This window comes from Christiangramia qingdaonensis (assembly GCF_048381525.1).
Classification (GTDB): domain Bacteria; phylum Bacteroidota; class Bacteroidia; order Flavobacteriales; family Flavobacteriaceae; genus Christiangramia.
This window is the reverse complement of record NZ_JBLWIM010000008.1, coordinates 715,461-740,238: the sequence shown is the minus strand read 5'-3', so window position 1 is coordinate 740,238 and position 24,778 is coordinate 715,461. Positions and strand designations below refer to the sequence as shown.

Annotated in this window: 21 protein-coding genes; 8 read left to right on the top strand and 13 right to left on the bottom strand. The window is 39.2% G+C overall.

The window, feature by feature from the left end; all coding sequences use genetic code 11:
- The first annotated feature begins 133 nt into the window (after positions 1–133).
- A complete protein-coding gene (gene ftsZ / locus ACNI3T_RS04125) occupies positions 134–2,125 on the top strand; it encodes a cell division protein FtsZ (RefSeq protein ID WP_418226740.1) in 1,992 nt (663 codons plus the stop codon).
- Positions 2,126–2,195: 70 nt separating this feature from the next.
- Here ftsZ and ACNI3T_RS04120 read toward each other — a convergent pair whose 3' ends face one another.
- From ACNI3T_RS04120 to ACNI3T_RS04095, 6 genes are all read right to left on the bottom strand, one after another.
- A complete protein-coding gene (locus ACNI3T_RS04120; protein WP_418226739.1) occupies positions 2,196–2,393 on the bottom strand; it encodes a hypothetical protein in 198 nt (65 codons plus the stop codon).
- 73 nt (positions 2,394–2,466) lie between these two features.
- Complete coding sequence (locus ACNI3T_RS04115; RefSeq protein WP_418226738.1) at positions 2,467–3,063, bottom strand: inorganic diphosphatase; 597 nt, start codon at positions 3,061–3,063, stop codon at positions 2,467–2,469.
- Between the two features lies 1 nt (position 3,064).
- Positions 3,065–3,622 (bottom strand): hypothetical protein, encoded by a 558-nt coding sequence (locus tag ACNI3T_RS04110; protein ID WP_418226737.1) that lies wholly within the window; start codon positions 3,620–3,622, stop codon positions 3,065–3,067.
- Between the two features lie 15 nt (positions 3,623–3,637).
- A complete protein-coding gene (locus ACNI3T_RS04105) occupies positions 3,638–5,161 on the bottom strand; it encodes a helicase HerA-like domain-containing protein (protein ID WP_418226736.1) in 1,524 nt (507 codons plus the stop codon).
- A complete protein-coding gene (locus ACNI3T_RS04100; RefSeq protein ID WP_418226735.1) occupies positions 5,158–6,210 on the bottom strand; it encodes a S66 peptidase family protein in 1,053 nt (350 codons plus the stop codon). The genes ACNI3T_RS04105 and ACNI3T_RS04100 overlap by 4 nt, the downstream gene beginning before the upstream one ends.
- Positions 6,211–6,259: 49 nt before the next feature.
- Positions 6,260–7,522: a D-alanyl-D-alanine carboxypeptidase gene (locus tag ACNI3T_RS04095; RefSeq protein ID WP_418226734.1), complete on the bottom strand. Its 1,263-nt coding sequence runs from the start codon at positions 7,520–7,522 to the stop codon at positions 6,260–6,262.
- Positions 7,523–7,638: 116 nt separating this feature from the next.
- Between ACNI3T_RS04095 and ACNI3T_RS04090 the strand changes: the two genes are divergently transcribed.
- A complete protein-coding gene (locus tag ACNI3T_RS04090) occupies positions 7,639–8,271 on the top strand; it encodes a 7-carboxy-7-deazaguanine synthase QueE (protein ID WP_322301992.1) in 633 nt (210 codons plus the stop codon).
- 51 nt (positions 8,272–8,322) lie between these two features.
- On the opposite strand, the gene ACNI3T_RS04085 is transcribed toward ACNI3T_RS04090, so the two are convergent.
- On the bottom strand, positions 8,323–8,901 hold the full coding sequence (locus tag ACNI3T_RS04085; protein ID WP_322301993.1) for a DUF2911 domain-containing protein: 579 nt from the start codon (positions 8,899–8,901) through the stop codon (positions 8,323–8,325).
- Between the two features lie 258 nt (positions 8,902–9,159).
- Here ACNI3T_RS04085 and asnB point away from each other — a divergent pair, with 258 nt between their 5' ends.
- From asnB to secDF, 5 genes are all read left to right on the top strand, one after another.
- A complete protein-coding gene (gene asnB, locus ACNI3T_RS04080; RefSeq protein WP_418226733.1) occupies positions 9,160–10,764 on the top strand; it encodes an asparagine synthase B in 1,605 nt (534 codons plus the stop codon).
- A 183-nt stretch (positions 10,765–10,947) separates the two neighbouring features.
- Entirely contained in the window at positions 10,948–12,888 is a 1,941-nt protein-coding gene (gene gyrB / locus ACNI3T_RS04075; RefSeq protein ID WP_418226732.1) for a DNA topoisomerase (ATP-hydrolyzing) subunit B, read from the top strand.
- Between the two features lie 125 nt (positions 12,889–13,013).
- On the top strand, positions 13,014–13,997 hold the full coding sequence (locus ACNI3T_RS04070) for a DUF6588 family protein (RefSeq protein ID WP_472272263.1): 984 nt from the start codon (positions 13,014–13,016) through the stop codon (positions 13,995–13,997).
- A gap of 94 nt (positions 13,998–14,091) precedes the next feature.
- Complete coding sequence (locus ACNI3T_RS04065) at positions 14,092–15,018, top strand: malate dehydrogenase (RefSeq protein ID WP_418226730.1); 927 nt, start codon at positions 14,092–14,094, stop codon at positions 15,016–15,018.
- Between the two features lie 167 nt (positions 15,019–15,185).
- Positions 15,186–18,188, top strand: coding sequence for a protein translocase subunit SecDF (gene secDF, locus ACNI3T_RS04060; protein WP_418226729.1), 3,003 nt, complete (start codon positions 15,186–15,188; stop codon positions 18,186–18,188).
- A 420-nt stretch (positions 18,189–18,608) separates the two neighbouring features.
- On the opposite strand, the gene ACNI3T_RS04055 is transcribed toward secDF, so the two are convergent.
- The 6 genes from ACNI3T_RS04055 to folE form a co-directional block, all read right to left on the bottom strand.
- Positions 18,609–18,929, bottom strand: a complete 321-nt coding sequence (locus ACNI3T_RS04055; RefSeq protein WP_418226728.1) for a hypothetical protein — start codon at positions 18,927–18,929, stop codon at positions 18,609–18,611.
- Positions 18,930–18,991: 62 nt separating this feature from the next.
- The gene (locus ACNI3T_RS04050) at positions 18,992–19,489 is read right to left on the bottom strand and encodes a DUF192 domain-containing protein (RefSeq protein ID WP_418226727.1); all 498 of its coding nucleotides are present in this window, start codon (positions 19,487–19,489) and stop codon (positions 18,992–18,994) included.
- A gap of 3 nt (positions 19,490–19,492) precedes the next feature.
- Entirely contained in the window at positions 19,493–20,305 is an 813-nt protein-coding gene (lgt, locus tag ACNI3T_RS04045; RefSeq protein ID WP_418226726.1) for a prolipoprotein diacylglyceryl transferase, read from the bottom strand.
- Between the two features lie 44 nt (positions 20,306–20,349).
- Positions 20,350–20,598, bottom strand: a complete 249-nt coding sequence (gene yidD / locus ACNI3T_RS04040) for a membrane protein insertion efficiency factor YidD (RefSeq protein ID WP_418226725.1) — start codon at positions 20,596–20,598, stop codon at positions 20,350–20,352.
- A 1-nt stretch (position 20,599) separates the two neighbouring features.
- A complete protein-coding gene (gene cysS / locus ACNI3T_RS04035) occupies positions 20,600–22,087 on the bottom strand; it encodes a cysteine--tRNA ligase (protein ID WP_418226724.1) in 1,488 nt (495 codons plus the stop codon).
- Positions 22,088–22,105: 18 nt separating this feature from the next.
- A complete protein-coding gene (gene folE, locus ACNI3T_RS04030) occupies positions 22,106–22,783 on the bottom strand; it encodes a GTP cyclohydrolase I FolE (protein WP_322302004.1) in 678 nt (225 codons plus the stop codon).
- A 153-nt stretch (positions 22,784–22,936) separates the two neighbouring features.
- On the opposite strand from folE, the gene ACNI3T_RS04025 reads away from it, so the two are divergent.
- Positions 22,937–24,766 (top strand): T9SS type B sorting domain-containing protein, encoded by a 1,830-nt coding sequence (locus ACNI3T_RS04025; RefSeq protein WP_418226723.1) that lies wholly within the window; start codon positions 22,937–22,939, stop codon positions 24,764–24,766.
- Positions 24,767–24,778 lie beyond the last annotated feature (12 nt).

Below are 24,778 nucleotides of genomic sequence, written 5' to 3'. Positions count from 1 at the left end.
TACTTACAGGGAAGAGCCCTCTTCCAATAAGGTTGCACGAAAAAGCATCTTTGATAAATGGGCAGAGAAATTCAAGGATTTCTTAGACAATGCAGAATAAAATAGATACAATACAACCAGTAAAACAGAGTTTATGAGCAGTACAGAATTTGGAGACATCTCATTCGATTTACCAAAGAACCAATCGAACGTCATCAAAGTGATTGGAGTTGGAGGTGGAGGAAGCAACGCCATTAACCATATGTTCCAGGCAGGAATTAAAGGGGTTGATTTTGTTGTTTGTAATACCGACTCCCAGGCTTTGGAGAACAGTTCGGTTCCAAACAAGATCCAGTTAGGGGTAACTTTAACTGAAGGACTTGGAGCAGGTGCGAATCCTGAGATTGGTGAGAAAGCGGCAGTAGAAAGCTTTGAGGAAATAAAGCAAATGTTGGATACCAATACCAAGATGATCTTTATCACTGCAGGTATGGGTGGTGGTACCGGGACTGGTGCTGCTCCAATAATTGCAAAACAGGCAAAAGAACTGGATATTTTAACGGTTGGTATCGTAACCATTCCATTTCAGTTCGAAGGAAGAAACAGAAACGAACAGGCACAATTAGGAGTTGAAAGACTGCGTAAGCATGTAGATTCACTAATTGTGATCAACAATAACAAACTTCGTGAGGTTTATGGAAATCTTGGATTTAAAGCCGGATTCTCGAAAGCTGATGAAGTGTTGGCCACTGCATCCAGAGGAATTGCAGAAGTTATAACGCACCATTATACTCAGAATATTGACCTTCGCGATGCGAAGACTGTATTGAGTAATTCTGGAACTGCAATTATGGGTTCTGCCCAGGCTTCAGGAGCCAGTAGAGCTACAGATGCGATCATGAAAGCACTTGATTCGCCATTATTGAACGATAATAAGATCACCGGAGCCAAAAATGTTTTACTGCTTATTGTATCTGGTAACGAGGAGATCACTATCGATGAAATTGGAGAGATCAATGACCATATTCAGCTTGAAGCTGGGCATAGCGCTAACATCATTATGGGTGTTGGTGAGGACGAATCTTTAGAAGACTCTATCGCCGTGACTATTATCGCTACTGGGTTCGATGTAGAACAGCAAAATGAGATCACTAATACTGAAACTAAAAAGATCATTCATACCCTGGAAGACGAGCAAAGAGCCGAGCAGGAGTTGATCGCTAAAAGAACTGGTTCTGTTTCTGAAGTAGCTCAGGACAGGAATGATGATATTGAAGATGCGCAAATAGAATTTGAAGCACCTAAAAAGGAAGAAAAGATCGTTCATACTCTTGATGAAAATGTAGAGGAAGTAGACGAGGTTGGTAAAATTCAGAAAAAGGTAGAAGATATTTATAAAACACCAGATTTCGCAAGAAAGCTTGATGTTGTCTACGAGGAAGTGAATCCTGAAGAGTTTATCATCAATGATACTTCAGAAACACTGGATACTGAAAATTTCAAAGAATCTGAAGAAGGTAAATCTGAAAGCGAAGAACAGTTTATGTTTACTTTCGATATCCCAATGAATCAGAAAGAAGAGAAGAAGCAGGTTTCAGAAAAGAAAGAAGAGGTAAAGCGACATTCTTTAAATGATGAAGAGGAGGAGTCTACAAGAAATATTCATGTGAACGAACATGTAGAGATCGTTCCCGTAACCGAAAATTCTGCCAAGGGAGTAAAGCGATATAGTCTTGATGATTATATGGAGATCGAGCAGAAACTTGAAAGTTCCAAGGCTCCGGAAAAGGAGGAAGAGAAGGACGAAACAGTAGCTTTTGAAAAAAAGACTGTAGCGCCGGCTCCTTCAAGAGAGAATGACAACGATGAGCATGATCCATTCGACAATCCAATTTCTTCTGAAGTTGTGCGTCAACGTACGGCAGAGCGTAAAGCGAAGATGAAGGAATTCAATTACAAGTTTAGAACTGGTTCAGCTCAGATCGATGAGATTGAAAAGCAGCCAGCTTATAAAAGAGCAGGAATTGAGTTGAATAATTCGAAGCCTGGTGAAAGTAAACTTTCAAGAACCAGTATCGAGCAGGATGATAATAACGAATTACATTTTAGAAAGAACAACTCTTTCCTACATGATAATGTTGACTAAGAGTCAATATGGTTAAACAAAAAAGCTGCCTAAGGGCAGCTTTTTTTTATGTTCAGATTTTGCGAACTAATTACTTACGTACGGGAACTTCATCTGTATCTCTTCGATATTTAAGCATGGAGATTCCTGCTACGAAGAATACAAATCCCAGGATGGTAAGTGCCCAGGGGCTTAACATAAAAGCTATACTGCCAAAGATTCCTAAAACTCCCATTACCAGTGCTATCGCACCACCAATGGTCATAATCATTGCTAAAACTTTAATCATAAGATGTCAAAATATTGGTTATCAGAATTAAAAGTATCTATTTAATATATTCACAAATCAATATTAACAAACTTTACAATTTTAGCCGAAGCCTTTCTATTTCTTGGATTGCATCTTTTTCATTACCCCAACCTTGAATTACCGTATTGTCTTCCAGGTCATAATTTGAAAACCAGGTCTCCAGAATATTAAGTGCTCCCGGGTAATTCTCGGATAGTTGCTGGTAGTTTTCAGCCTGTATTGTTCTTAATTCTCTTCTGGCTGGGACGCCAATAATTTTAAAGTCTTCCTCACCGGCATCTATCATTTTAATGATGCCAATTGGAATGAATTCCACGATATCCCCAGATTTCAGTGTGCTACTAAGTATCATGATGTCCAAGGCATCGCCATCACCTCCATTCGCTGGATCTGAATAAGTGGAAGGTATAAACCCATAGTTCGCAGGGTAAGCCAGGAAATCTATGATCCTTTCCTTACCATTACGAAGGGAAGTACTAAAAAGTCTTAAGTCCTTATCGTATTCTACTTTGGCATTAGTGCCTGCCGGTATTTCGATCACTGCCTGGTAATTCCCATTTTTTGAAAGTAAACTGGTAGTCAACAGGTCCTGCCTGGATTTGCAGGATGCAACCAATATCAAAATAGGAATAAGCAGGCACTTTCTCATTCTAGTTCCAGTAGATCATCAAGTATTTGATCTTTGCATCATCTGGAATTTGCGAAGCCATGATCTTACTATCCGTATCATAACGGAGATTGGACGGTAACTGTGTCTTGTCTATTGTAATGTAAGCATTGATCTCATCCAGAAATACTACGGCAGAATTTATCGTATTCTCGATCCTTGAGATCGTATAATTTTCCATGATATCCTTGAAGGTGCTATTCACATTAAGTCCGTTCTTAGTTTCGTAACGAGCATCAAGTATGCGAATATATCCAATGGTACTGGTTGAGTCGAATTCCTGCAAGGGTTCCAGACTCATTAACGCTGAGCCATCCTCACCGAAAATCTTGATCTCGTCTGTAGAACGAAAGTCATCAGGACCGCTCGTTTGTCTTACGATACTGTCATTTTGAAAAATACTATCTAACTGGTTGATCTTAACCTCCTTTTTCAAAGGTCCCACTTGCGTTGGAGTTATTAGAAATGGATTTTCTTCATCACTCGTGCATGATACCATCGCGGCGCAAACGCCTAGAAAGATTAGAGCTTTTTTATACATAGATTTCGGTTTCCTTTATTTTAAAAATTTATTCAATATTCCCATTACGCCGCGTATAAAAGTTGCACTGGTTAGCACTTTGATGATCGCACCTTCACGGGAACGTCCACTTTTACGACGGCTACTGGTTTTTGTTACTTTTTCTCGCTGTTCTTTAGCCTGTTGTTTAGCCTCTTCACGATCTGCTTCTTCGATCTTTTTATTCAGTATCTCGTAAGCACTTTCGCGGTCAATTTCCTCGTTATATTTACGGGCAAGTTCAGAATTTTTGTTGATTTGTCTTAATTCTGAATCACTTAATATGTCCATTCTACTCATTGGTGCGCGCAACATGGTCGCTACCAGAGGAGAAGGTCTTCCTTTTTCGTCTAATGCTGAAACCATGGCTTCTCCAATACCTAACGAGGTTAGCATATTTTTGGTATCGTAAAATTCTGAAATCGGATAATTTTCAGCAGCAAGTTTAATCGCCTTTCGGTCCTTAGCTGTGAAAGCCCTTAAAGCATGCTGAATTTTAAGTCCCAGCTGTCCCAGAACTTCTTCAGGAACATCGGCTGGATTCTGAGTAACGAAGTAAAGTCCTACGCCCTTGGAACGTATCAGTTTTACGATACTTTCAATTTGATCAAGCAATGCATCTGAAGCTTCATCGAAAATAAGATGTGCTTCATCTATAAATAAGACAAGTTCCGGTTTATCCATATCGCCTTTCTCTGGAAAGGTTGAATAAATTTCAGCAAGTAATGAAAGCATGAATGTTGAGAATAACTTTGGCCTGTCCTGAATATCGGTAAGCCTCAAAATATTCACGTATCCCTTTCCGTCTGATGTTTTTCTTAAAAGATCGTTTACTTCAAAAGATTTTTCTCCAAAGAACTGCTCTGCGCCTTGTTGTTCCAGTGCAATGATCTTCCGAAGAATAGCACCTGTGGAAGCGCTTGAAATTCTACCGTATTCCTTACTGATCTCTTCCTTACCTTCTTCAGTAGTGTATTGAAGCATCTTTTTGAGATCCTTAAGGTCCAGAAGTGGCAGTTGGTTATCATCACAATATTTGAATATGATCGCCATGATCCCGGATTGGGTATCATTTAAATCCAGTATTCTGGATAAAAGCACTGGGCCAAATTCACTTACTGTAGCTCTAAGTCTCACTCCATCCTGTTCTGAGAGACTTAGCATTTCTACCGGTGCAGCATCTGGAGTGAATGGAAATCCAAGTTTTTCATGACGTTCATCGATAAAAGTGGCACCTTCTGAAGCTTTCGCGATTCCACTTAGATCTCCCTTTACGTCCATCAGTAAAACCGGCACTCCTTTCTGAGATAGGTTTTCAGCAAGGATTTGCAGGGTTTTTGATTTTCCGGTTCCTGTAGCACCTGCAATTAGTCCGTGCCGGTTCATTGTTTTCAACGGAATCTTAACTGGAGCATCGGCAAAGACTTGTTCGTCAAGCATTCCTGCGCCCAGATAGATATAATCACCTTTAGTGTTATATTCCGAAGATATGTGATCTACAAACTTTTTTGATGTGTTCATTTAACTGCAGGTTTTAATAATTTGATAGTACCGGTGTTGCTGTTTATTTCAGCTTCAATTCCGTTAGGGATGGTGCTGTTATCGTCTATATGACCAATCATCGCACCGGAGAATGCCGGGATGTTTAGGGGTTTTATATAGTGGTCTACAACTTCCTCCATGGTAAGTGAGCCATAGCCACTTCCACCAGGATCACAGCCTGTACATTTTCCGAAGACAAATCCGGAGATCTTATCCAGTATACCACCAAGTTTAAGTTGGGACATCATCCGGTCTACGGCATAAATCTTTTCTCCTATATCTTCAAGATACAGGATCTTATTCGACCAGTCAGTAGGAAAATAGGGTGTTCCCATAATCGAAGTAAGCACAGAGAGGTTTCCACCTAGTAATTCCCCTTTCGCGTAACCATTATTGATAGTTCTTATTCTATTGTTGGTTTGGACTTCCAGAAAATTCAGGTTTTCAGGATTGGTATATTCGATCTTTTTTCCTTCGAATAGCAACTGGCGAAAAATATCGTAATTAAATGTATTCCATGAAGAGCTTGCCATGGGTCCATGAAAAGTCACTAGACCCGTTTTTTCGTAGATCGCAAGATGCAATGCTGTAATATCACTGTAGCCTATGAAAATCTTCGGATTCTTACGAATGAGCTCATAATCAAGTTTATCTATGATTCTTGCAGCTCCCGAACCACCCCGAAGTGAAATGATCGCATCAATTGCAGGGTCACCAAACATTTGATTCAATTCTGAAGCGCGTTCTTCATCGGTGCCAGCGAGGTGACCATACCTGCTTTTAGCAAATTCTCCAAATCTTACTTTTAGTCCCATCGCTTCCAGGTTTTCCCGGGCGATCTCATAAGGTTCACTGTCAAAAATTGCTCCTGCAGGACTTGTTATTCCAATAGTATCTCCTTCAGAAAGTCTTTTCGGAAGTAGTTTTTTATTAGTTGAAATCTGCCGCTCTGCAGTTCCTGAAAATGATTGTAGGGGAATACTTAAACCGGCAAGTCCCAGGCCGTAAACGAAATTGCGTCTTTTCATAGGTATATATACTGTCTCGAAAATAGGGAATATTTGGAACTTCTAAAATTCAATAGTTGTTTCTAATGTGAATAAGAAGCTTTGAAACTTCAGCTTTTATTTCTTCAGGAGAATTCATATGATTGGAATTCATAATACTGAAAATTAGAAGTCGGTCGTTATTCGTTCTCAGATAGCCGCTAAGGCTATAATTATTTTTTAAACTTCCTGATTTTGCAAATACAAATGCTTCTTCGTCCGTTAGTAAGTTTGTAAGAGTTCCATGCTTGCCAGCCGTGGGGAAAATGGTCGAAACCCAGTCCTCACCTTTTTCACCTAATAAATATTTCAGAATGGTCGCCAAGTTAGCAGGAGTGTTCATATTATATCTTGATAATCCAGAGCCATCTACCCATTGAAATTCATCTGGCAGTCCTTTGAAAAAATTATTTTTAGCATAGTCTATAGCGATCTCTGTACTCATGGTATCCGATATCTTTTCTGAAATCATGATTAGTAATTGTTCCGCAATGAGATTATCGCTGGTATGCATCATTTGTTTGAAAAGACTATCGGAGGCTGTTGATTTTATAACTTGATTCGCTTTTGGTCCTGGTGGAATGATTTTTATAGTTCGCCCAATTTCTTGTTCAATGATCCTGATGCTTAAGTCTTCTGAAGTTTCAAAAGGAATTCTTAGCGTATCGTTCTTCTGAAGTTTCTTTGGAACCCTGAATTGATTCGTACCCTTAAGCTTTTCCAGTGTTTCAGAATTAATAGTTTGGGTGTAATTGGTAAAAAATCCCGGAGATACTTTTAGATCTTTATTCACCATTGTAAAACTTACTGTATTCCCATAAATCGGCATTGCAGATATTTGAGGAGAGAAGGCGTATTCAAAATCATCCCAGCTCCATCCAGCACCATAAACCTCCTGCTTCCAGTTAGCTTTTTGATAATAGATAGAATCCTTAGAATTCCTTAGAAATTGCAAAGGTATTTTGGAAGACACTTCTGGGTCAAGTAATCCGGGATCTCCGGTAGCTGAAAAAATGAGAGAATCTTCAGTTTTCCGGTATCTAAATGTAAAGATGCTGTCCTCGAGAGATTTTATAGCGGAATAGAGGCTCAATATTTTGGTGTTGGAAGCTGGAGTAAAAGATTTGTGGGCATTATACTGATAGATATTCTTGCCTGATTCAGCATCTAAAAGTATGATCCCGGTAAATCCATGGTGAATCTTTTCAAACTCAGTTGTTTTCCGCAATAAAGCTGAAGTACATGAACTCAGGCCGAGAATGGATAAAACTGCTAAGAAGACCTTCAGACGCATATTAAAAATTTTGATTTAAATATATACTTTCTGGTACTTAGAATTAAACCGAAGGATCGCAAACTCAAAAAACAAAGGTTATTTATCCTGAAGTATAATGATTATCTTTGCCGGCTATGATTTCAGAAGAGACAAAGAGCCTGGTTGATAAAGGAATAATGCTTCCACTCATGGAAGAATTTTATACGATCCAGGGTGAGGGATTCCACAAAGGAACGGCTGCATATTTTATTAGGATTGGTGGTTGTGATGTAGGTTGTCACTGGTGCGATGTGAAGGAAAGCTGGGATGCCAGTACGCACCCGCCTACGCATATTGGGGAAATCGTCGAGAATGCTACCCGTCATAGTAAAACTATTGTTATCACGGGAGGTGAACCATTAACCTGGGATATGACAGCTCTAACTCAAAATCTTAAAAACCAAGGTTGTGATATTCATATTGAGACTTCAGGAGCTTATAAACTTACGGGTACCTGGGACTGGATATGTCTTTCTCCAAAGAAAATTAAATTGCCAACCGAGGAGATCTATCCTCTGGCCAATGAGTTAAAGGTTATTGTTTTTAATAGACATGACCTGAAGTTTGCTGAAGAGCAGGCAGCGAAAGTCAGTGAGAACTGTATCTTATACTTACAACCTGAATGGAGTAACCGTGATAAAGTGATCCCGATGATCGTTGATTATGTAATGGAAAATCCGCGGTGGAAAGTATCGCTACAAACCCATAAATATTTGAACATACCATAAAAAAAACGCCCGATAGGGCGTTTTTTAAATTATAAGCTGCTGTACTAAATTTTAGTTAGCATTCTTGAATGGAACTTTTACATAGCTGTTATCCCATCCGATTAGAAGGTCTGCACCGTTCTTAGCTTCCTGGAAAGCCATAGACAGAGATTCGATGGTATTAGGAGCCTTTCTTACCGGCACATTAATTCTTACCTTATCTTCCTTATCTGTGTATTCATAAGAACCCCATGTATTGGTTTTGCTGTTAAGAATAACAGTCCATTCCTTTTCGCCTGGTATCGTGTATAAGGTGTAATTCCCAGCTTTTACCGTAGCGTCTGCAACTTTCATGTCCTTATATAAAGTAACTTCAGTTGCTTCATTTGCGCCGGTTCTCCATACCTCACCATAAGGCACCAGTTTACCGAAGATCTCACGATTTCTTTTTTGTGGTCGGCTATAAATTACCCTCGCCACCGCGGCGTCATCCTGGTCTCTGTAAAGTGCAAGATCCATTGGACTGGCATCTACTTTGGAAAATTTAAGTTCTTCCTTTGAGTAGTTTACCTTATCGTCATCCTGTGCGTTAATAGGGCTTGCAACGAAGAAAAACATTGCACTTAAACCACCTATGATCAATTTTTTCATAATTCTAATATTTGAATTTTAGTTAGTATAAAGATAAGACGCATAGAGGTGTGAATTGTTAAAGAAGCACCAATATGCTGTTAAAATTTTAGCTGAGGTTTTCAAATGGAAGAAAAGTTTAAAATTTATAATTATATACTACCATTTGGTATGTAATTTTTAGTTTAAACTTTTCAAGTATTATTATTGTTAGCCATTATGTTTTCATTTAGATAGCTTCAGTCCATATTTGTCTCATAATAATAAACAAAATAAGTCATGTGTGGAATTTTAGCAGTTATCGGAAAAGATCTTGACAAGAAGAAGATCGCTGATCTTTCAAAAAGAATGTCTCATAGAGGCCCTGATGAAAGCGGACTGAAAATTACTGAAAAAGGTTATGTGTTAGCTCACGAACGCCTATCAATCGTAGATCTCACCACAGGTATTCAGCCTATACAAGGAACTGAATCTGCCTGGATGGTACACAATGGAGAGATCTATAACCACATGTCACTTCGAAATAACGAATTAAAGGATCATACTTTCAGAACTACCGGAGATTCTGAAGTAATCGTGCATTTGTATGAAAAGTATGGTCTTGAATTCGTAGACAAATTAGATGGTGTCTTCTCATTTGTGATCATTGATGGTGATGAATTTATGGTGGCCAGGGATCCAATTGGAGTAAAGCCACTTTATTATGGAAAGGACGAAGCAGGTGCCATGTGGTTTGCCAGTGAAATGAAATCTCTTGCAGATAGCTGTATTGAATTTCATGCTTTTCCTCCTGGACATTATTATACACCAGAAACCGGATTCGTAAGATATTATTCTCCAGAGTGGTTTGAATCTGAAGTTGCTACGCAGCCTGCAGACTTACAAAAGCTACGTGAAAGTTTGATCGAAGCGACCAGAAAGAGATTGATGGCAGATGTGCCTCTTGGAGTATTGCTTAGTGGTGGACTCGATTCTTCACTAACAAGTTCTATCGCGGCCAGATTGATGAAAGATAGTGGTCAAACATTGCATTCCTTTTCAATTGGTTTGGATGAAGCAGCACCAGATCTAATTGCTGCGAGAAAAGTTGCAGACTTTCTGGGTACCGAGCATCATGAAATTCATTTCACTGTAGAGGAAGGTATCTCTATTCTTAAAAAGCTTGTATGGCATCTTGAAACTTACGATGTTACTTCAATTCGCGCCAGCACTCCAATGTATTTCCTCTCTAAAGCCATTGCTGAAAAAGGGATCAAGGTGGTATTGTCTGGAGAAGGTTCAGACGAGATCCTTGGTGGATACTTGTATTTTAAAAATGCGCCTTCTGCGGAAGAGTTTCAGAAAGAAACCATTAGAAGAGTACAGCGATTAGCTACAGCAGATTGCCTTAGAGCCGATAAGTCTACGATGGCGCATGGTCTTGAGGCAAGAGTGCCTTTCTTGGATAAAGCGTTTTTGAAAACCGCTATGGAAATAGTTCCTGAAGAAAAAATGCCGGTTACTTATGATGGTATTGAAAAATTTATTTTGAGAAAGGCATTCGATACTCCTGAAGAACCTTTTCTGCCAGAAGAAGTATTATGGAGACAAAAAGAACAATTTAGTGATGGTGTGGGTTACAACTGGATCGATCAGCTAATTGATCATGCTTCAGAACAGGTGACAGACGTTCAAATGGAAACTGCGGCAACTAGGTTTCCGGTGAACACGCCAACTTCAAAAGAAGCTTACTTCTACCGTGAGATCTTTCAGCAGCATTTTCCTCAGGATTCCGCAGCGAAAACAGTAAAACGATGGATCCCAAAATGGCAGAAAGATCTTGATCCTAGTGGAAGAGCCAACGAAACTCACGTAGCTCCTGGAATGAAAAAATTAGCTGTGTAAAATTCGTTCAAATATTTGATTTTCCTCAAAACCCGAAATGTGAAAATAATCTTAAACATTTCGGGTTTTTCCACATAATTTGTTGATAACTTCGAGCCTCATCGCAGGTCTACAACCTGTTAAAAGTATGCGAATTGTTATATTTGTTCGTTATCCAAAAGAGACAAAATTAATTAGCATAATATGAGCGAAGAAGCTAAGAAACATAATTATTCTGCCGACAGTATTCAGGCGTTGGAGGGGATGGAGCATGTTCGAATGCGGCCTTCCATGTATATTGGAGATACTGGGGTTAGAGGACTGCATCACCTGGTTTATGAGGTTGTTGATAACTCCATAGATGAGGCCCTTGCCGGTCACTGTGATAATATAAAAGTTACTATCAACGAGGATAACTCGATCACTACTGAAGATAATGGTAGAGGTATACCTATTGATCTACACAAAAAAGAAGGAGTTTCTGCACTGCAGGTTGTAATGACCAAAATTGGTGCCGGTGGTAAATTCGATAAAGATTCTTATAAAGTTTCCGGTGGACTACACGGAGTTGGAGTAAGTTGTGTGAATGCACTTTCTGAGCATCTTACGGCTACTGTTTATCGTGATGGCCAGATCTGGCAGCAGGAATATGAACTTGGAAAGCCACTGTATCCTGTAAAGCCTACAGGGGAAACAGATTTAAGTGGAACAATTGTTACGTTTAAGCCAGATCCTAGCATTTTTCAACAAACTCTGGAGTATAATTATGATACTTTGGCCAGTCGTATGCGAGAGTTGGCATTTCTAAACAAAGGAATTAAAATTAGTCTTACCGATAAGAGGAATAAAGAAGACAATGGCGAGTATGTTCAGGATCATTTTCATTCTGAAGAAGGACTAAAGGAATTTATAAAGTTTCTGGACGGCAATCGTGAGCCAATTATCAGTCATGTAATTTCGATGGAAGGTGAAAAGAATGATATTCCTGTTGAGGTTGCCATGATCTACAACACTTCATTCAGTGAGAATCTGCATTCCTACGTAAATAATATTAATACTCATGAAGGTGGAACCCACCTTTCCGGGTTTAGACGTGGTTTGACAACTACACTTAAGAAGTATGCAGATGCTTCTGGTCTGTTGGATAAGATTAAATTTGAAATTACCGGAGATGATTTTCGTGAAGGACTTACCGCGATCATTTCTGTAAAAGTTGCTGAACCTCAATTTGAAGGTCAGACTAAAACAAAATTAGGTAACCGTGAGGTTACTTCAGCAGTATCTCAGTCGGTTTCTGAAATGCTGGAAAACTACCTGGAAGAGAATCCAAATGATGCTAAAACCATCGTTCAGAAAGTAATCCTAGCTGCGCAGGCTAGAAATGCCGCGAAAAAAGCCCGTGAAATGGTTCAGCGTAAAACTGTCATGAGTGTTGGCGGTTTACCTGGGAAATTATCTGACTGTTCCGAGCAGGATCCGGCACAATGTGAAGTGTTTCTGGTTGAGGGAGACTCGGCAGGTGGAACAGCCAAACAAGGTAGAGATCGTAAATTTCAGGCGATCCTTCCATTGCGAGGTAAAATTCTGAATGTTGAAAAAGCGATGTCTCATCGTGTTTTCGAGAACGAGGAAATCAAGAATATTTATACAGCACTTGGGGTAACTATAGGTACCGAAGAAGATAGTAAAGCTTTAAACCTTTCAAAACTGAGGTATCATAAGGTAGTCATCATGTGTGATGCCGATGTAGATGGTAGCCATATTGAAACTTTAATCCTCACTTTCTTCTTTAGATACATGCGCGAATTGATCGAGAGTGGTCACATTTATATTGCTACTCCGCCACTTTATTTGGTGAAAAAGGGACAGAAGAAACGTTATGCGTGGAGCGAGAAAGAGCGTGATGAAATCGCAGAAAGTTATAGCGGAGGTGTTCAGATCCAGAGATACAAAGGTCTTGGAGAGATGAATGCTGAGCAGCTTTGGGATACCACGATGGATCCTGAATTCAGAAAATTAAGACAGGTGAATATCGATAATGGAGGAGAAGCCGACAGGATTTTTTCTATGCTAATGGGAGACGAAGTTCCGCCAAGACGTGACTTTATCGAGAAGAATGCTAAATATGCGAATATCGATGCATAATTTTCACTAACATAATATGATCTTAACCCACACTAAAACTAAGTGTGGGTTTTTTTCGTTTAATATTTATGGGACTGCTATCTTTACAAACCTTAACACCTATAATTTAACCTAAATCAATTAACGTGAAAAATTTTAAAATTATAATGCTACTCCTAGCTGTTTTTAACGGCGGAATGGCACACGCTCAATCGGTACCTGCAGAAGGTCAGGAGATCATTGATGATCTTTTATTTATTGCAGATGGATTCGCTACTCCTGCAGCTGAGAGTGCAGCTTATCAGGCAACAGCCAGCTGGTTTACTTCTGCTAAAGCTTTGGAGCCATGGAAGGTCGACGTTTCCTTGCATGCAAATGCTCTTTTCGTTCCTTCAAGTAAGAAAGAATTTACTATAAATAATAATGATTTTTCGAATTTGACTATCGCCGGCGGTGGTAATGGTGCGGTTGTGCCAACTGCCTTTGGTAGTGATTCAGATGTGATGTTTAATGGGAACTTTCTTGGTCAGGAATTTGCGTTTCAGGCGATTGAGGGGATAGACACCGGAGCTTTGATGTATCCATTCGCACAGGTTTCTGTTGGATTGCCTTTAGGTTTTCAATTAGGAGTAAGAGCTTTGCCAGCGTTAGAGGTAAGTGGATCTGAATTCAGCACTTATGGAGTTGGTTTAAAGCATAATTTGAGTCAGTATTTTGGTAGAAGAAGAACCAGAGATGATGATCTAGAAGTGGCAGCTATAGTTGCCTATGATATTTTTGATGTGAAATATGAGTTTGAGCAAATTTCTGTGCCTAATCTACTTAATCTGAATTTGATCGATGTAAGTTCAGGGGTATGGATGGCTGAGGTCATGGCTTCAAAAAAATACGAAAACTTTGAAATATTTGGTGCGCTTGGTATTGCACAATCAGACTTCGAATATGAATTCGGGGGTAGTGGATTAGCTTTAAATCTGGTGAATGATGAGATTTCCAGACTCAATGATTCACAAGCTCAGTTCAAAGGAGATATAGGATTCAATTTATACTTCAACAGTTTTAAAGTTAGTACTATGGCTACTGCTGGAAAGTATGTAAATCTTAATGTTGGCTTGCACTTCATCCTTTAGGCAATACTTGATTTAACCATTCCTTATTATTAAAATTGCTTCGTAATTCGTAATTTCGCAGTCATTATTAATAGAAATTAAATATAATTTTAACATGAAAGTTACCATAGTAGGAGCAGGTGCAGTTGGTGCCAGTTGTGCAGAATATGTAGCCATAAAAAATTTCGCTTCAGAAGTAGTATTGCTTGATATCAAAGAGGGATACGCTGAGGGAAAAGCAATGGATCTAATGCAAACGGCGACACTAAACGGTTTCGATACCAAAATTAGTGGAAGCACAAATGATTATTCTAAGACAGCAAACAGTGATATCGCGGTAATTACCAGTGGTATTCCTCGTAAGCCGGGAATGACAAGAGAAGAGTTGATCGGGATCAATGCAGGAATTGTAAAAGAAGTATCTGCGAATTTGATTAAACATTCTCCAGATGTAACTCTAATCGTGGTTAGTAATCCAATGGATACCATGACTTACCTGGTTCATAAAACTACGGGACTACCTAAAAATAAAATTATTGGAATGGGGGGAGCATTAGACAGCGCTCGCTTTAAATTCAGATTAAGTGAGGCTCTTGAATGCCCACCATCAGATGTTGATGGTATGGTGATTGGTGGACATAGTGATACTGGAATGGTACCGCTAACTCGTCTTGCTACAAGAAATTCTGTGCCTGTATCGGCGTTTCTAGATTCAGATCGTCTTGATCAGGTTTCAGAAGATACAAAGGTTGGTGGAGCTACCTTAACTAAACTTCTTGGAACCAGCGCATGGTATGCGCCAGGTGCTGCAGTTTCAGGTCTTGTTCAGGCGATTGCTTGCGACCAGAAAAAAATGTTCCCATGTTCAGCTTTATTAGAAGGTGAGTTTGGATTAAATGATCTTTGTATTGGAGTGCCGGTTATTTTAGGTAAGAACGGTATTGAAAAAATCGTTGAGATTGAGCTGAACGATGCTGAGAAAAACAAAATGAAAGAAAGTGCCGAAGGTGTAAAAAAGACCAACGGATTGCTAGACGTTTAAGTCTATATTAAACTTTCCCGACTTTACTCTAAAGCCACATTCTATGTGGCTTTTTTGATGCTTTTAAAAGTTAAAATTATCCAAAAAAAAATATTGGGATTTGAATTATGAAGTCCTATATTTGTCCGTTTTTAAAATAGACCTAATAATCAATAATTTGAGGAATAATGCAGAATAAAGGACTGATTAAAGTTTTTGCAATTTTGTTTGGGCTGGTATGTCTATATCAGTTGTCATTTACTTTTTTGACAAACAACGTTGAGAGTGATGCGGAGGAATTTGCCATGCAGAAGGTTGGCGAGGATGTAGAAAACTACTCAGAACTTCGTGACCAGGCAGAAGCAAGGTATCTTGATTCTATTGGAGATGATGAAATCATCGCCGGGATCACTTACGATTCAGCAAAAGACAAAGAACTGAACAAAGGATTGGACCTTAAAGGTGGTATCAACGTAATTCTTCAAATTTCAGTTAGAGATATTTTAAGCGGATTGGCGAATGATTCTCAGGATCCAGCTTTTAGAAAGGCGATCGCTGAAGCAGATAAAGCTCAAACCGATAGTCAGGAGAACTACGTAGATCTTTTCTTCGAGGCTTTCAATAATATTCCTAACGCTAAGCTTGCATCTCCAGATGTTTTTGCTAACAAAGCATTAAGTAGTGAGATCAACTTCAACATGAGCAATGAAGAAGTTGAGCCAATTATAAGACAGAAAATTGATGAATCTATTACTTCAGCTTTTGAAGTACTTAGAAAGCGTATCGATAAGTTTGGGGTAACTCAGCCAAACATTCAGCGTTTAGGGAATTCAGGAAGAATTCTTGTTGAATTGCCAGGTGCTAAGGATATTAGCAGGGTGAAGAATTTACTTCAGTCTACTGCACAACTTGAATTCTGGCATACTTACAAAAGCAACGAGCTAGGTGGATTCCTGGTTCAGGCGAACAATCGTCTTGCTGAAATGAAAAAATCTGAGGAGGTTACTTCCGAAGAAGAAATAGATTCAGCAGCAACTTCAGGTGACAATGAGATCGATGATCTACTTGCAGATGCTGAAGATAGCACTAGTGTTGAAACTGGAAACAATCCGTTGTTTGATCTAATGGCTTCTCCAGGTTTTCAAGGTGGGCCGGTTCTTGCAAACTTCAATGTTCAGGATACTGCGCAGGTTATGGATTACCTTCAAATGCCTCAAGTAAGATCCTTACTTCCCTCAGAAATGCGTTATGCTAAATTTGTATGGGGTGTTGCAGATGAAGACACAGAGACTGCTGCATTATATGCATTGAAAGGTAACCGTAACATGGAGCCACCACTTAGTGGAGGTGTGATTACAGATGCACAACAAACTTACGATCAGTTAGGTCGTATTGCGGTGAGTATGCAAATGGATGGAACCGGAGCTAAGATCTGGGAAACCATGACAGGAAAAGCTTCTGCAGAACAAAGCCAGATCGCGATCGTTCTTGATAACATCGTATATTCTGCACCAGGTGTTTCTACCGGAGCTATTGCTGGAGGTAGAAGTGAAATTACTGGTGATTTCACAATTACTGAAGGGCAGGATTTAGCGAACGTACTTAGAGCAGGTAAACTTCCAGCTTCAGCAGATATTATTCAAAGTGAAGTTGTAGGACCATCTCTTGGTCAGGAAGCTATCGATAGTGGTATCATGTCATTTGGTATCGCACTTATTCTGGTATTATTATGGATGATCCTTTACTACGGTAAAGCGGGAGTTTATGCAGATATCGCTTTGATCGTGAACATCTTGTTCATCTTTGGTATACTTGCAGGTCTTGGAGCGGTATTAACACTACCTGGAATTGCTGGTATCGTATTGACCATAGGTATGTCCGTAGATGCGAACGTACTTATTTTTGAGCGTATCAAGGAAGAACTTGCCAAAGGCAAGGCTCAGAAAGAAGCAATAGCAGATGGATTTAAGAATGCATTGTCTTCTATTCTGGATGCCAATATTACTACAGGTCTAACCGGTCTTATCCTATTCTTATTAGGTACTGGTCCTATTAAAGGATTTGCTACTACCTTATTAATTGGTATTGCTACTTCTTTATTTACAGCGATCTTTATTACCAGATTATTTATTGACGGATATGGAACCAGAGGGAAGTCTTTAGATTTCTCAACTTCTATAACGAAGAATTTGTTTACTAACATGAATATCGACTTTCTTAAGAAAAGAAAGATCGCATATATCGTTTCAGGAATATTTATTGTTCTCAGTTTAGGTTCTTTACTAACACAGGGACTTAACGAAGGTGTAGATTTTGTTGGAGGTAGAACTTATACAGTAAGATTTGCTGATGATGTAAATCCAACTGCCGTAGAGAAGGATCTTACTGAAGTATTTGGAAGTGCAGAAGCTAAAACTTTTGGTCCGGATAATCAATTAAAGATCACCACCAAGTATAAGGTTGACGAAGAAGGTGCTCAGGTTGATGAAGAAATTCAGAGATCTTTGTTTGATGCACTTGGATCATACCTTCCAGCTGACATTACCTATGAAGAATTTGTTGATGGAGCTGATGATAAGCAAGTTGGTGTTATGCAGTCTATGAAAGTAGGGGCTACCATTGCAGATGATATCAAGAACGCTTCATTCTGGGCAGTATTAGGATCCTTAATCGTAGTATTCCTTTACATTCTATTGCGCTTTAGAAAATGGCAATTTAGTTTAGGAGCTGTGGCTGCGGTATTCCATGATGTGTTGGTCGTATTGGGTATCTTCTCTTTACTATACAAAGTAATGCCATTTAATATGGAGATCGATCAGGCATTTATAGCGGCGATCTTGACGGTTATTGGTTACTCTCTGAATGATACGGTGGTTGTGTTCGATAGAATTCGTGAATTCGTGAACGAGCATTCTACATGGCCATTAGGAAAGACGGTAAATGCAGCGCTTAACAGTACCTTGAGTAGAACCTTAAACACCTCCCTTACTACCTTGGTAGTGCTTCTTGCTATCTTTATTTTTGGAGGGGAAAGTATTAGAGGATTTATGTTCGCATTGATTATTGGTGTAATCGTAGGTACTTATTCTTCGCTATTTATAGCTACTCCGGTAATGTTTGATAGTGTAAAGAAGAAAGCCTCTTTAGAATCTAAGAAAGAACCGGTTACTGAAGAAGCTACTACAGTTTAGAACTAACCGAATATATATTGAAAAAGGCTTCCATTGTGGAAGCCTTTTTTTATGCTGAATCATTTCTGAATCATTTCTGAATTTGTTGTGCTAGAATCACTTCGCGAAGGCGAACTTCAAACTTTCTTCTGAAGTAATAAGCAGAATGGAGATTTTGAATATGTTAAAAGCTCGCTGATAATCCTGAATATCATTCTAAATCAGGTTGTAAACCTCAATTCCGAACTAAGCGGACAATTCTTCACAAGAAGCTATTGCTGGAAATGTATGGACGCTGATATCGCTCACTAAGGTTGTGGAAGAAGCTTATCTATTGACTTTGTAATAATTCGTAAAGTTAGATTAGTTGCATTCTTTAAAGCTGACTGCTACCTTCTATTCAAGCTGGTAGTTTGCCTTCCTTTTCAGCGATAAAATTTTTCAGGTGTAGTCAATTAGAAAATTTATGACAATAGTCATAATACCTACAATGATTGCTAGTCTTTTAAATTTGAAGGAGTAAAGAAGCAACACCACTATCAAACCTGAAATATTGGTCAGTACATTTTTGAGAATAGGAGCGTTAACTTCTGCCTTTAATTCTTGGTCGATCAAAGGATTGTCAAGGTTTATATTGTTCCTTAGGACTTCGGCAAGTGATACTATGATTAGAACAATTATTGAACTGATTACAATTAAAAAGATCAATTTGATTGCTTTTCTGTCATTCACTCCAGAATTCGTATTTGAAGATGCATCCATTTTAGAGAAATTCTTTCGTTACGCGTCACTGCTCAGAAGCAATGAATAAATATTAGAAATCACTAGTCTCTAACTACACTAAACGTACTTTCTGAAGTAACTCCCCACTCATCGGCAAGACCTGCATTGATCTCTAGAACAAATTGCGCTGGTCCATCTGAAGGTAAATTAGTTTCATCACGCGGAGTCGCGTTCTTTTGTATACTCACCAGAGTGCTGTCTTTGTTGTAATAGAGAATGTCCAGAGGTATATAAGTGTTTTTCATATAGAAGTTCCTTATACGCTCGCTATCATAAACAAATAACATTCCCTGGTCGTTTCCCAGGCTTTCACGGTACATCAGTCCCGTTTGCTTTTCATAATCAGTTTCTGCAAGTTCTACATCGATCTTTCGGAGCGTGTCACCATTAGAATGAATTAGATACACTTCCGCTTCCTTATTAAATACTATAGTGTCGGTTTCAATAGCTTCCTCTTTTTCCGTAGAATTATCACAGGAAATAAAACCAAAGCTAAGTGTGATAGCCAAGAGTCCATTACAAAAAAAACCTGTTCTCATGATCTATTTTTTGACTGGGCGATACATAAAGTAAAGCCCTGCGATTACGAATGGAATACTTAACCATTGCCCGGTATTCAATAACCAGTTTGCGCGTTCACCTACTTGCGGTTCTTTTACGAACTCAACAAAGAATCGAACTGTCCATAATAATACCAGGAAGAGTCCGAAAATGTAACCAAGCTTTAATCGTTTTTCAGTTTTCCAGTAAATGAACCAGAGAAGTAGAAATATAAGCAAGTAACAGCCAGATTCATAAAGTTGGGCAGGATGTCTCGCGAAATCTTCGCCTAATTTTTCAAATACAACTCCGTAATCTGTACCAGTTGGTTTTCCTATAATTTCAGAATTGATAAAGTTTCCAATTCTAACAAAGATAGCTCCACTGGCCACCGGAATTACGATCCTGTCCAGGATCCATAAAACTGGTTTTTGAAGTACTCTTTTAGCATATAGATACATGGCCACTATGATTCCTATGGCAGCTCCATGACTCGCAAGTCCTCTAAACCCTGTAAATTGAAATTCTGGTTCAAATCTTACTGGCAAGAAAATTTCCAGCAGGTTATTTTGAAAATACTCCCAGTCATAGAACAGGACATGTCCTAATCTGGCACCTATCAAAGTTGCTAGTACTGTGTAGATAAATAAGGAATCTAGTTTCTCTATGTCTATTCCTTCACGAACATAGATCTTTTTCATGATGTACCAGCCAAGAGAAAACGCGATGATAAACATTACACTATAGTAGTGCAGATTGAAAAAGCCCAGATCCAATCCTTCTGATGGATTCCAGTGTATAGCATTAAGTAACATAGAGATTAATTTGAATAGCGGTAAATATACATATTTGAAGATTCTTAACCTTCTTTCGAGTCCGATTTTGGCGGTACGGGATCATAACCATGTCCACCCCATGGATTGCAGCTAAAGATTCTTTTAATAGCCAGCCAACCTCCATATACCGGCCCATGTACTTCTATAGCTTTCACAGCATAAGTGGAACATGATGGTGTATATCTACAGGTAGCCGGAGTTAGTGGAGAAATGACAGCCTTGTAGAATCTGACCAGTGCGATCAAAAATGCAGACAAAGCTTCGCGTAACATTTTAATTTAAACTAAATGTTGTTCCTTCTTTTCCATCCTTCAGCTGAATACCCATCTCCAATAACTGATCCCTGATCTGGTCGCTCAAGGCAAAATTCTTATTTGCGCGTGCTTCAGCTCTAAGTTGGATCAGTAATTCGATCGTGCCACTTAGCTTATCGCCATCTGTTTCCGCTTCAGAATTCATTTCGCTTAAGCCTAGAATATCAAACATAAAGGCCTTCATTGTGTCCTTCAATTCCTTCCTGTCTTCCGAAGTAATACTTACAGAACCTTCTTTGATATTATTGATGATCTTTACTACATCAAAGAGTTTGGCAATTACAATCGGACTATTAAAGTCATCATTCATGGCGTCATAGCAGGATTGTTTCCACGCTGAAAGATCAAAATCGCTTTTATCTGAAGTTGGAATCTCATCAAGACTATTATATGCATCCATCAACCTGTTGAAACCTTTTTCACTACCCATAAGTGCATCACTACTAAAATCGAGGATGCTACGATAATGAGCCTGAAGAATGAAAAATCGAACCACGTTAGGGCTGAAGGCTTTTTTAAGCACATCATTATTCCCGCTAAAAATTTGTTCTGGTAGAATAAAATTACCCGTGCTTTTTGCCATTTTCTTCCCGTTAAGGGTCAGCATATTGGCATGTAGCCAATAATTTACCGGAGACTTACCGCTGGCAGCTTCTCCTTGAGCGATCTCACATTCATGATGTGGAAATTTTAAATCCATTCCGCCACCATGAATATCAAATTCCTCTCCAAGGTACTTGGTACTCATGACAGTGCATTCCAGATGCCATCCGGGAAAACCATCGCTCCATGGTGAAGGCCATCGCATGATATGTTGCGGTTCAGCTTTTTTCCACAATGCGAAATCCTGAGGACTGCGTTTGTCACTTTGCGCGGCAAGTTCACGTGTGTTTGCGATCATATCTTCTATCGCTCTACCGCTCAATTTCCCGTATTGATGATCTTTATTAAATTTGATTACGTCAAAATAAACAGATCCGTTTGCTTCGTACGCATAACCGTTCTCAAGTATAGTTTTAATGATCTCGATCTGCTCCACAATATGACCCGTTGCAGTAGGTTCGATACTAGGGGGAAGGTTATTGAATTTCTGAAGAATATTATGGAAATCGACAGTATACTTCTGGACCACTTCCATAGGTTCAATTTGTTCCAGTCTGGCTTTTTTCGCGATGCGATCCTCTCCGGTACTATCCGCTTCATTTTCTAAGTGCCCGGCATCGGTAATATTTCTTACATACCTAACTTTGTAACCAAGATGCTTCAAATACCTGAAAACAAGATCAAAGGAAATAAAAGTTCTGCAGTTTCCTAAATGTACATTGCTGTAAACAGTAGGTCCACAAACATACATTCCAACATTACCTTCGTTTATTGGCGTGAAAATCTCTTTTTCGCCGCTCATAGAGTTGTAAAACTTAAGTCCTTGTTTCTGGTATAGCGCCATGAAGAAAAATTTTAATTCTTAGAAAGAAGTATCTAGTTTAATGTAGTCAAGAAATTCTCTGCGAACCTCTTTTTCTTTGAAAGCTCCACCAAACTCACTGGTTACGGTGCTGCTTTCGATATCACGAATTCCACGGCTGTTCACGCATAAATGCTTTGCATCAATAACACACGCAACATCTGGTGTTCCAAGGGCATTTTGCAATTCCTGAACGATCTGCATGGTCATTCTTTCCTGAACCTGTGGTCTTTTTGCGTAATAATCCACGATTCTATTCATCTTGGATAGACCTATTACTGTACCGTTAGAAATATAGGCAACATGAGCCTTTCCTACGATAGGCAGAAGGTGATGTTCGCAAGTAGAATAAACGGTGATATTTTTCTCCACAAGCATTTCTCCATACTTGTATTTATTCTCAAAAACTGAAGCTTTGGGTTTGCGCTTAGGATGTAGCCCTGAAAATATTTCGTTAACAAACATTTTGGCAACCCGCTGCGGAGTCCCTTTAATGCTGTCGTCCTCAAGGTCCAGACCAAGAGTGTCAAGTATATTTCTTACATCCTTCTTGATAAGTTCGATCTTTTCATCGTCACTAACTTCGAAGGCGTCATCTCTAAGGGGGTTTACAGCGCTGCTACCAGCGTGTGCATCACCCATTTCATCTATATCGTTCAAAATTTTATCTACTTTCATGCGTTTTGCAATAATAGTCGGTCAAAACTGTTTTGGCTTGCAAAGATACATAATTTATAAGGTTTACAGAATCTGCAAAATCAAATGAAGGTGGGAGATTGTTTGCCTATATTTTCATATTTTGCACTAGTTTGGTTGAGGCAGCCCGAAGGTATGAACATCAGATTTCAGTTATTTATTTTTCTTTTTATTATTGCGGGTTTTTCGGCCTTTGCTCAGGGGTCAATTTGTTCGAATATTGAACCTTTCTGCGCAGGAGACCAACGCCTTACTTTCCCTAATTCAAATTCTACCAACAGCAGCCAAATTTCAGGGGAATTTGGTCCCGACTATGGTTGTCTGGAAGAACAGCCATATCCTGCATGGTTCTTCCTTCAGGTAGAGGACAATGGAAATTTGAGATTCAGAATAAGTCAGAATAGTAGAGAGGATGGAAGGGGTGTGCCTCTGGATGTGGATTTTGTAGTTTGGGGACCATTTCAAAGAGGCGAAGATTATTGTAGTGCAGCAAACCTAAGTGCATCGAACCAGGTGGATTGTAGTTATTTGCCAGATTCTATAGAAACCATGACCATTCCGAATGCCAGGGAGAATGAGATCTATGTGGTGGTTATCACTAATTTTGATCAGGTGCCGGGCTTTATAAGTCTGGAGCAGACAAATTCTGGAGAAGGTTCAACAGATTGTTCCATTCTAGAATTCGATCTAGGTGAAGATATTGCAGTTTGCGGCGAAGATGAATATTTGCTGGATGGAACTTCAGATGAGGATGCAGAATACCAATGGTTCAAGTATGATCAATCATCGATGAATTATGTTGAACTCACGAATGAAACCGGACCAACCTTATTGGTTACCGAAGAAGGAGATTATAAGCTGATTGTTACTGATGTTCTGGAAGATAAAACTGAAGAGGATGAGATCAATGTTTCCTTTTATGATGTTCCGGAAGTTTTTCCTGCGGAAGATTTAGCCAAATGTGATTCGGGTGATACTGTAGACTTGACATTAAGAAACTCGCAATTGCTTGGCGATCGTACTGAAATATCCGATTTCACAGTAAATTTCTACGAAAGTTCCGAGGCTGCAGGCGAAAATGATGCAATTTCAAATCCTCGAAACTTTCCGTTTGAGGAAGGGAAACAGGTATTTGCTCGGGTAATGCATAATGTGTCTGGATGTCTATCTGAAATTGAATCGTTTAACCTGACTATTTTTGATTTCCCTGAATATTCTTTAGCTGAAGAAACTGTCTTGTGTGTCAATCTCTCTGGGGCTGCGATCGGTAGGTCAATCCTGGGAGAAGATCTTGGTGAAGGATATGAATATGAATGGATCCTGGATGGGAATATTGTTAGTACAGAAGCTCGCTACACTTTAACAGAGTTGCCGGGCAATGGCATATTGGAGCAAAATATCATTCATGATGAATCGGGTTGTTTTCAGGCGTATTCTACAATAATACAACTAGTTTCCAGACCTGAAACTCTTGAAGTAAACATTTCAGGATCAGATTTTGGAGATGGATATGTGATCAACCTTGAAGCAATTGGGGGTATCGGACAGGAATTTGCATCTTACGAATACCGTTTAGACGGAGGAGACTGGAGAAGTTCGCCAAGATTCAAAGACGTGAGACCTGGAAATCACGTAGCATATGTTCGAGAAACGAATGGCTGCGGAGAAACCAATAGTGCATCATTTTTTCTGGTTGGTTATCCGCGATTTTTCACTCCAAATGGCGATGGATTTAATGATGACTGGCAATTAATAACAGATCAGAACATAGAGATACACGAAGTGATGATCTTTGATCGCTACGGGAAATCTATTATAGAACTTAAATCTGGAGAAGATTTTTCCTGGGATGGCACAACTAACGGTAGGCCACTCCCGGAAACTGACTATTGGTTCAAAGTAATTTTCAGTACTAGTGACAAAGCTCGGGAAGAGTTCATGGCTAATTTCAGTCTTATTAGATAAAAAAAGAGCTGG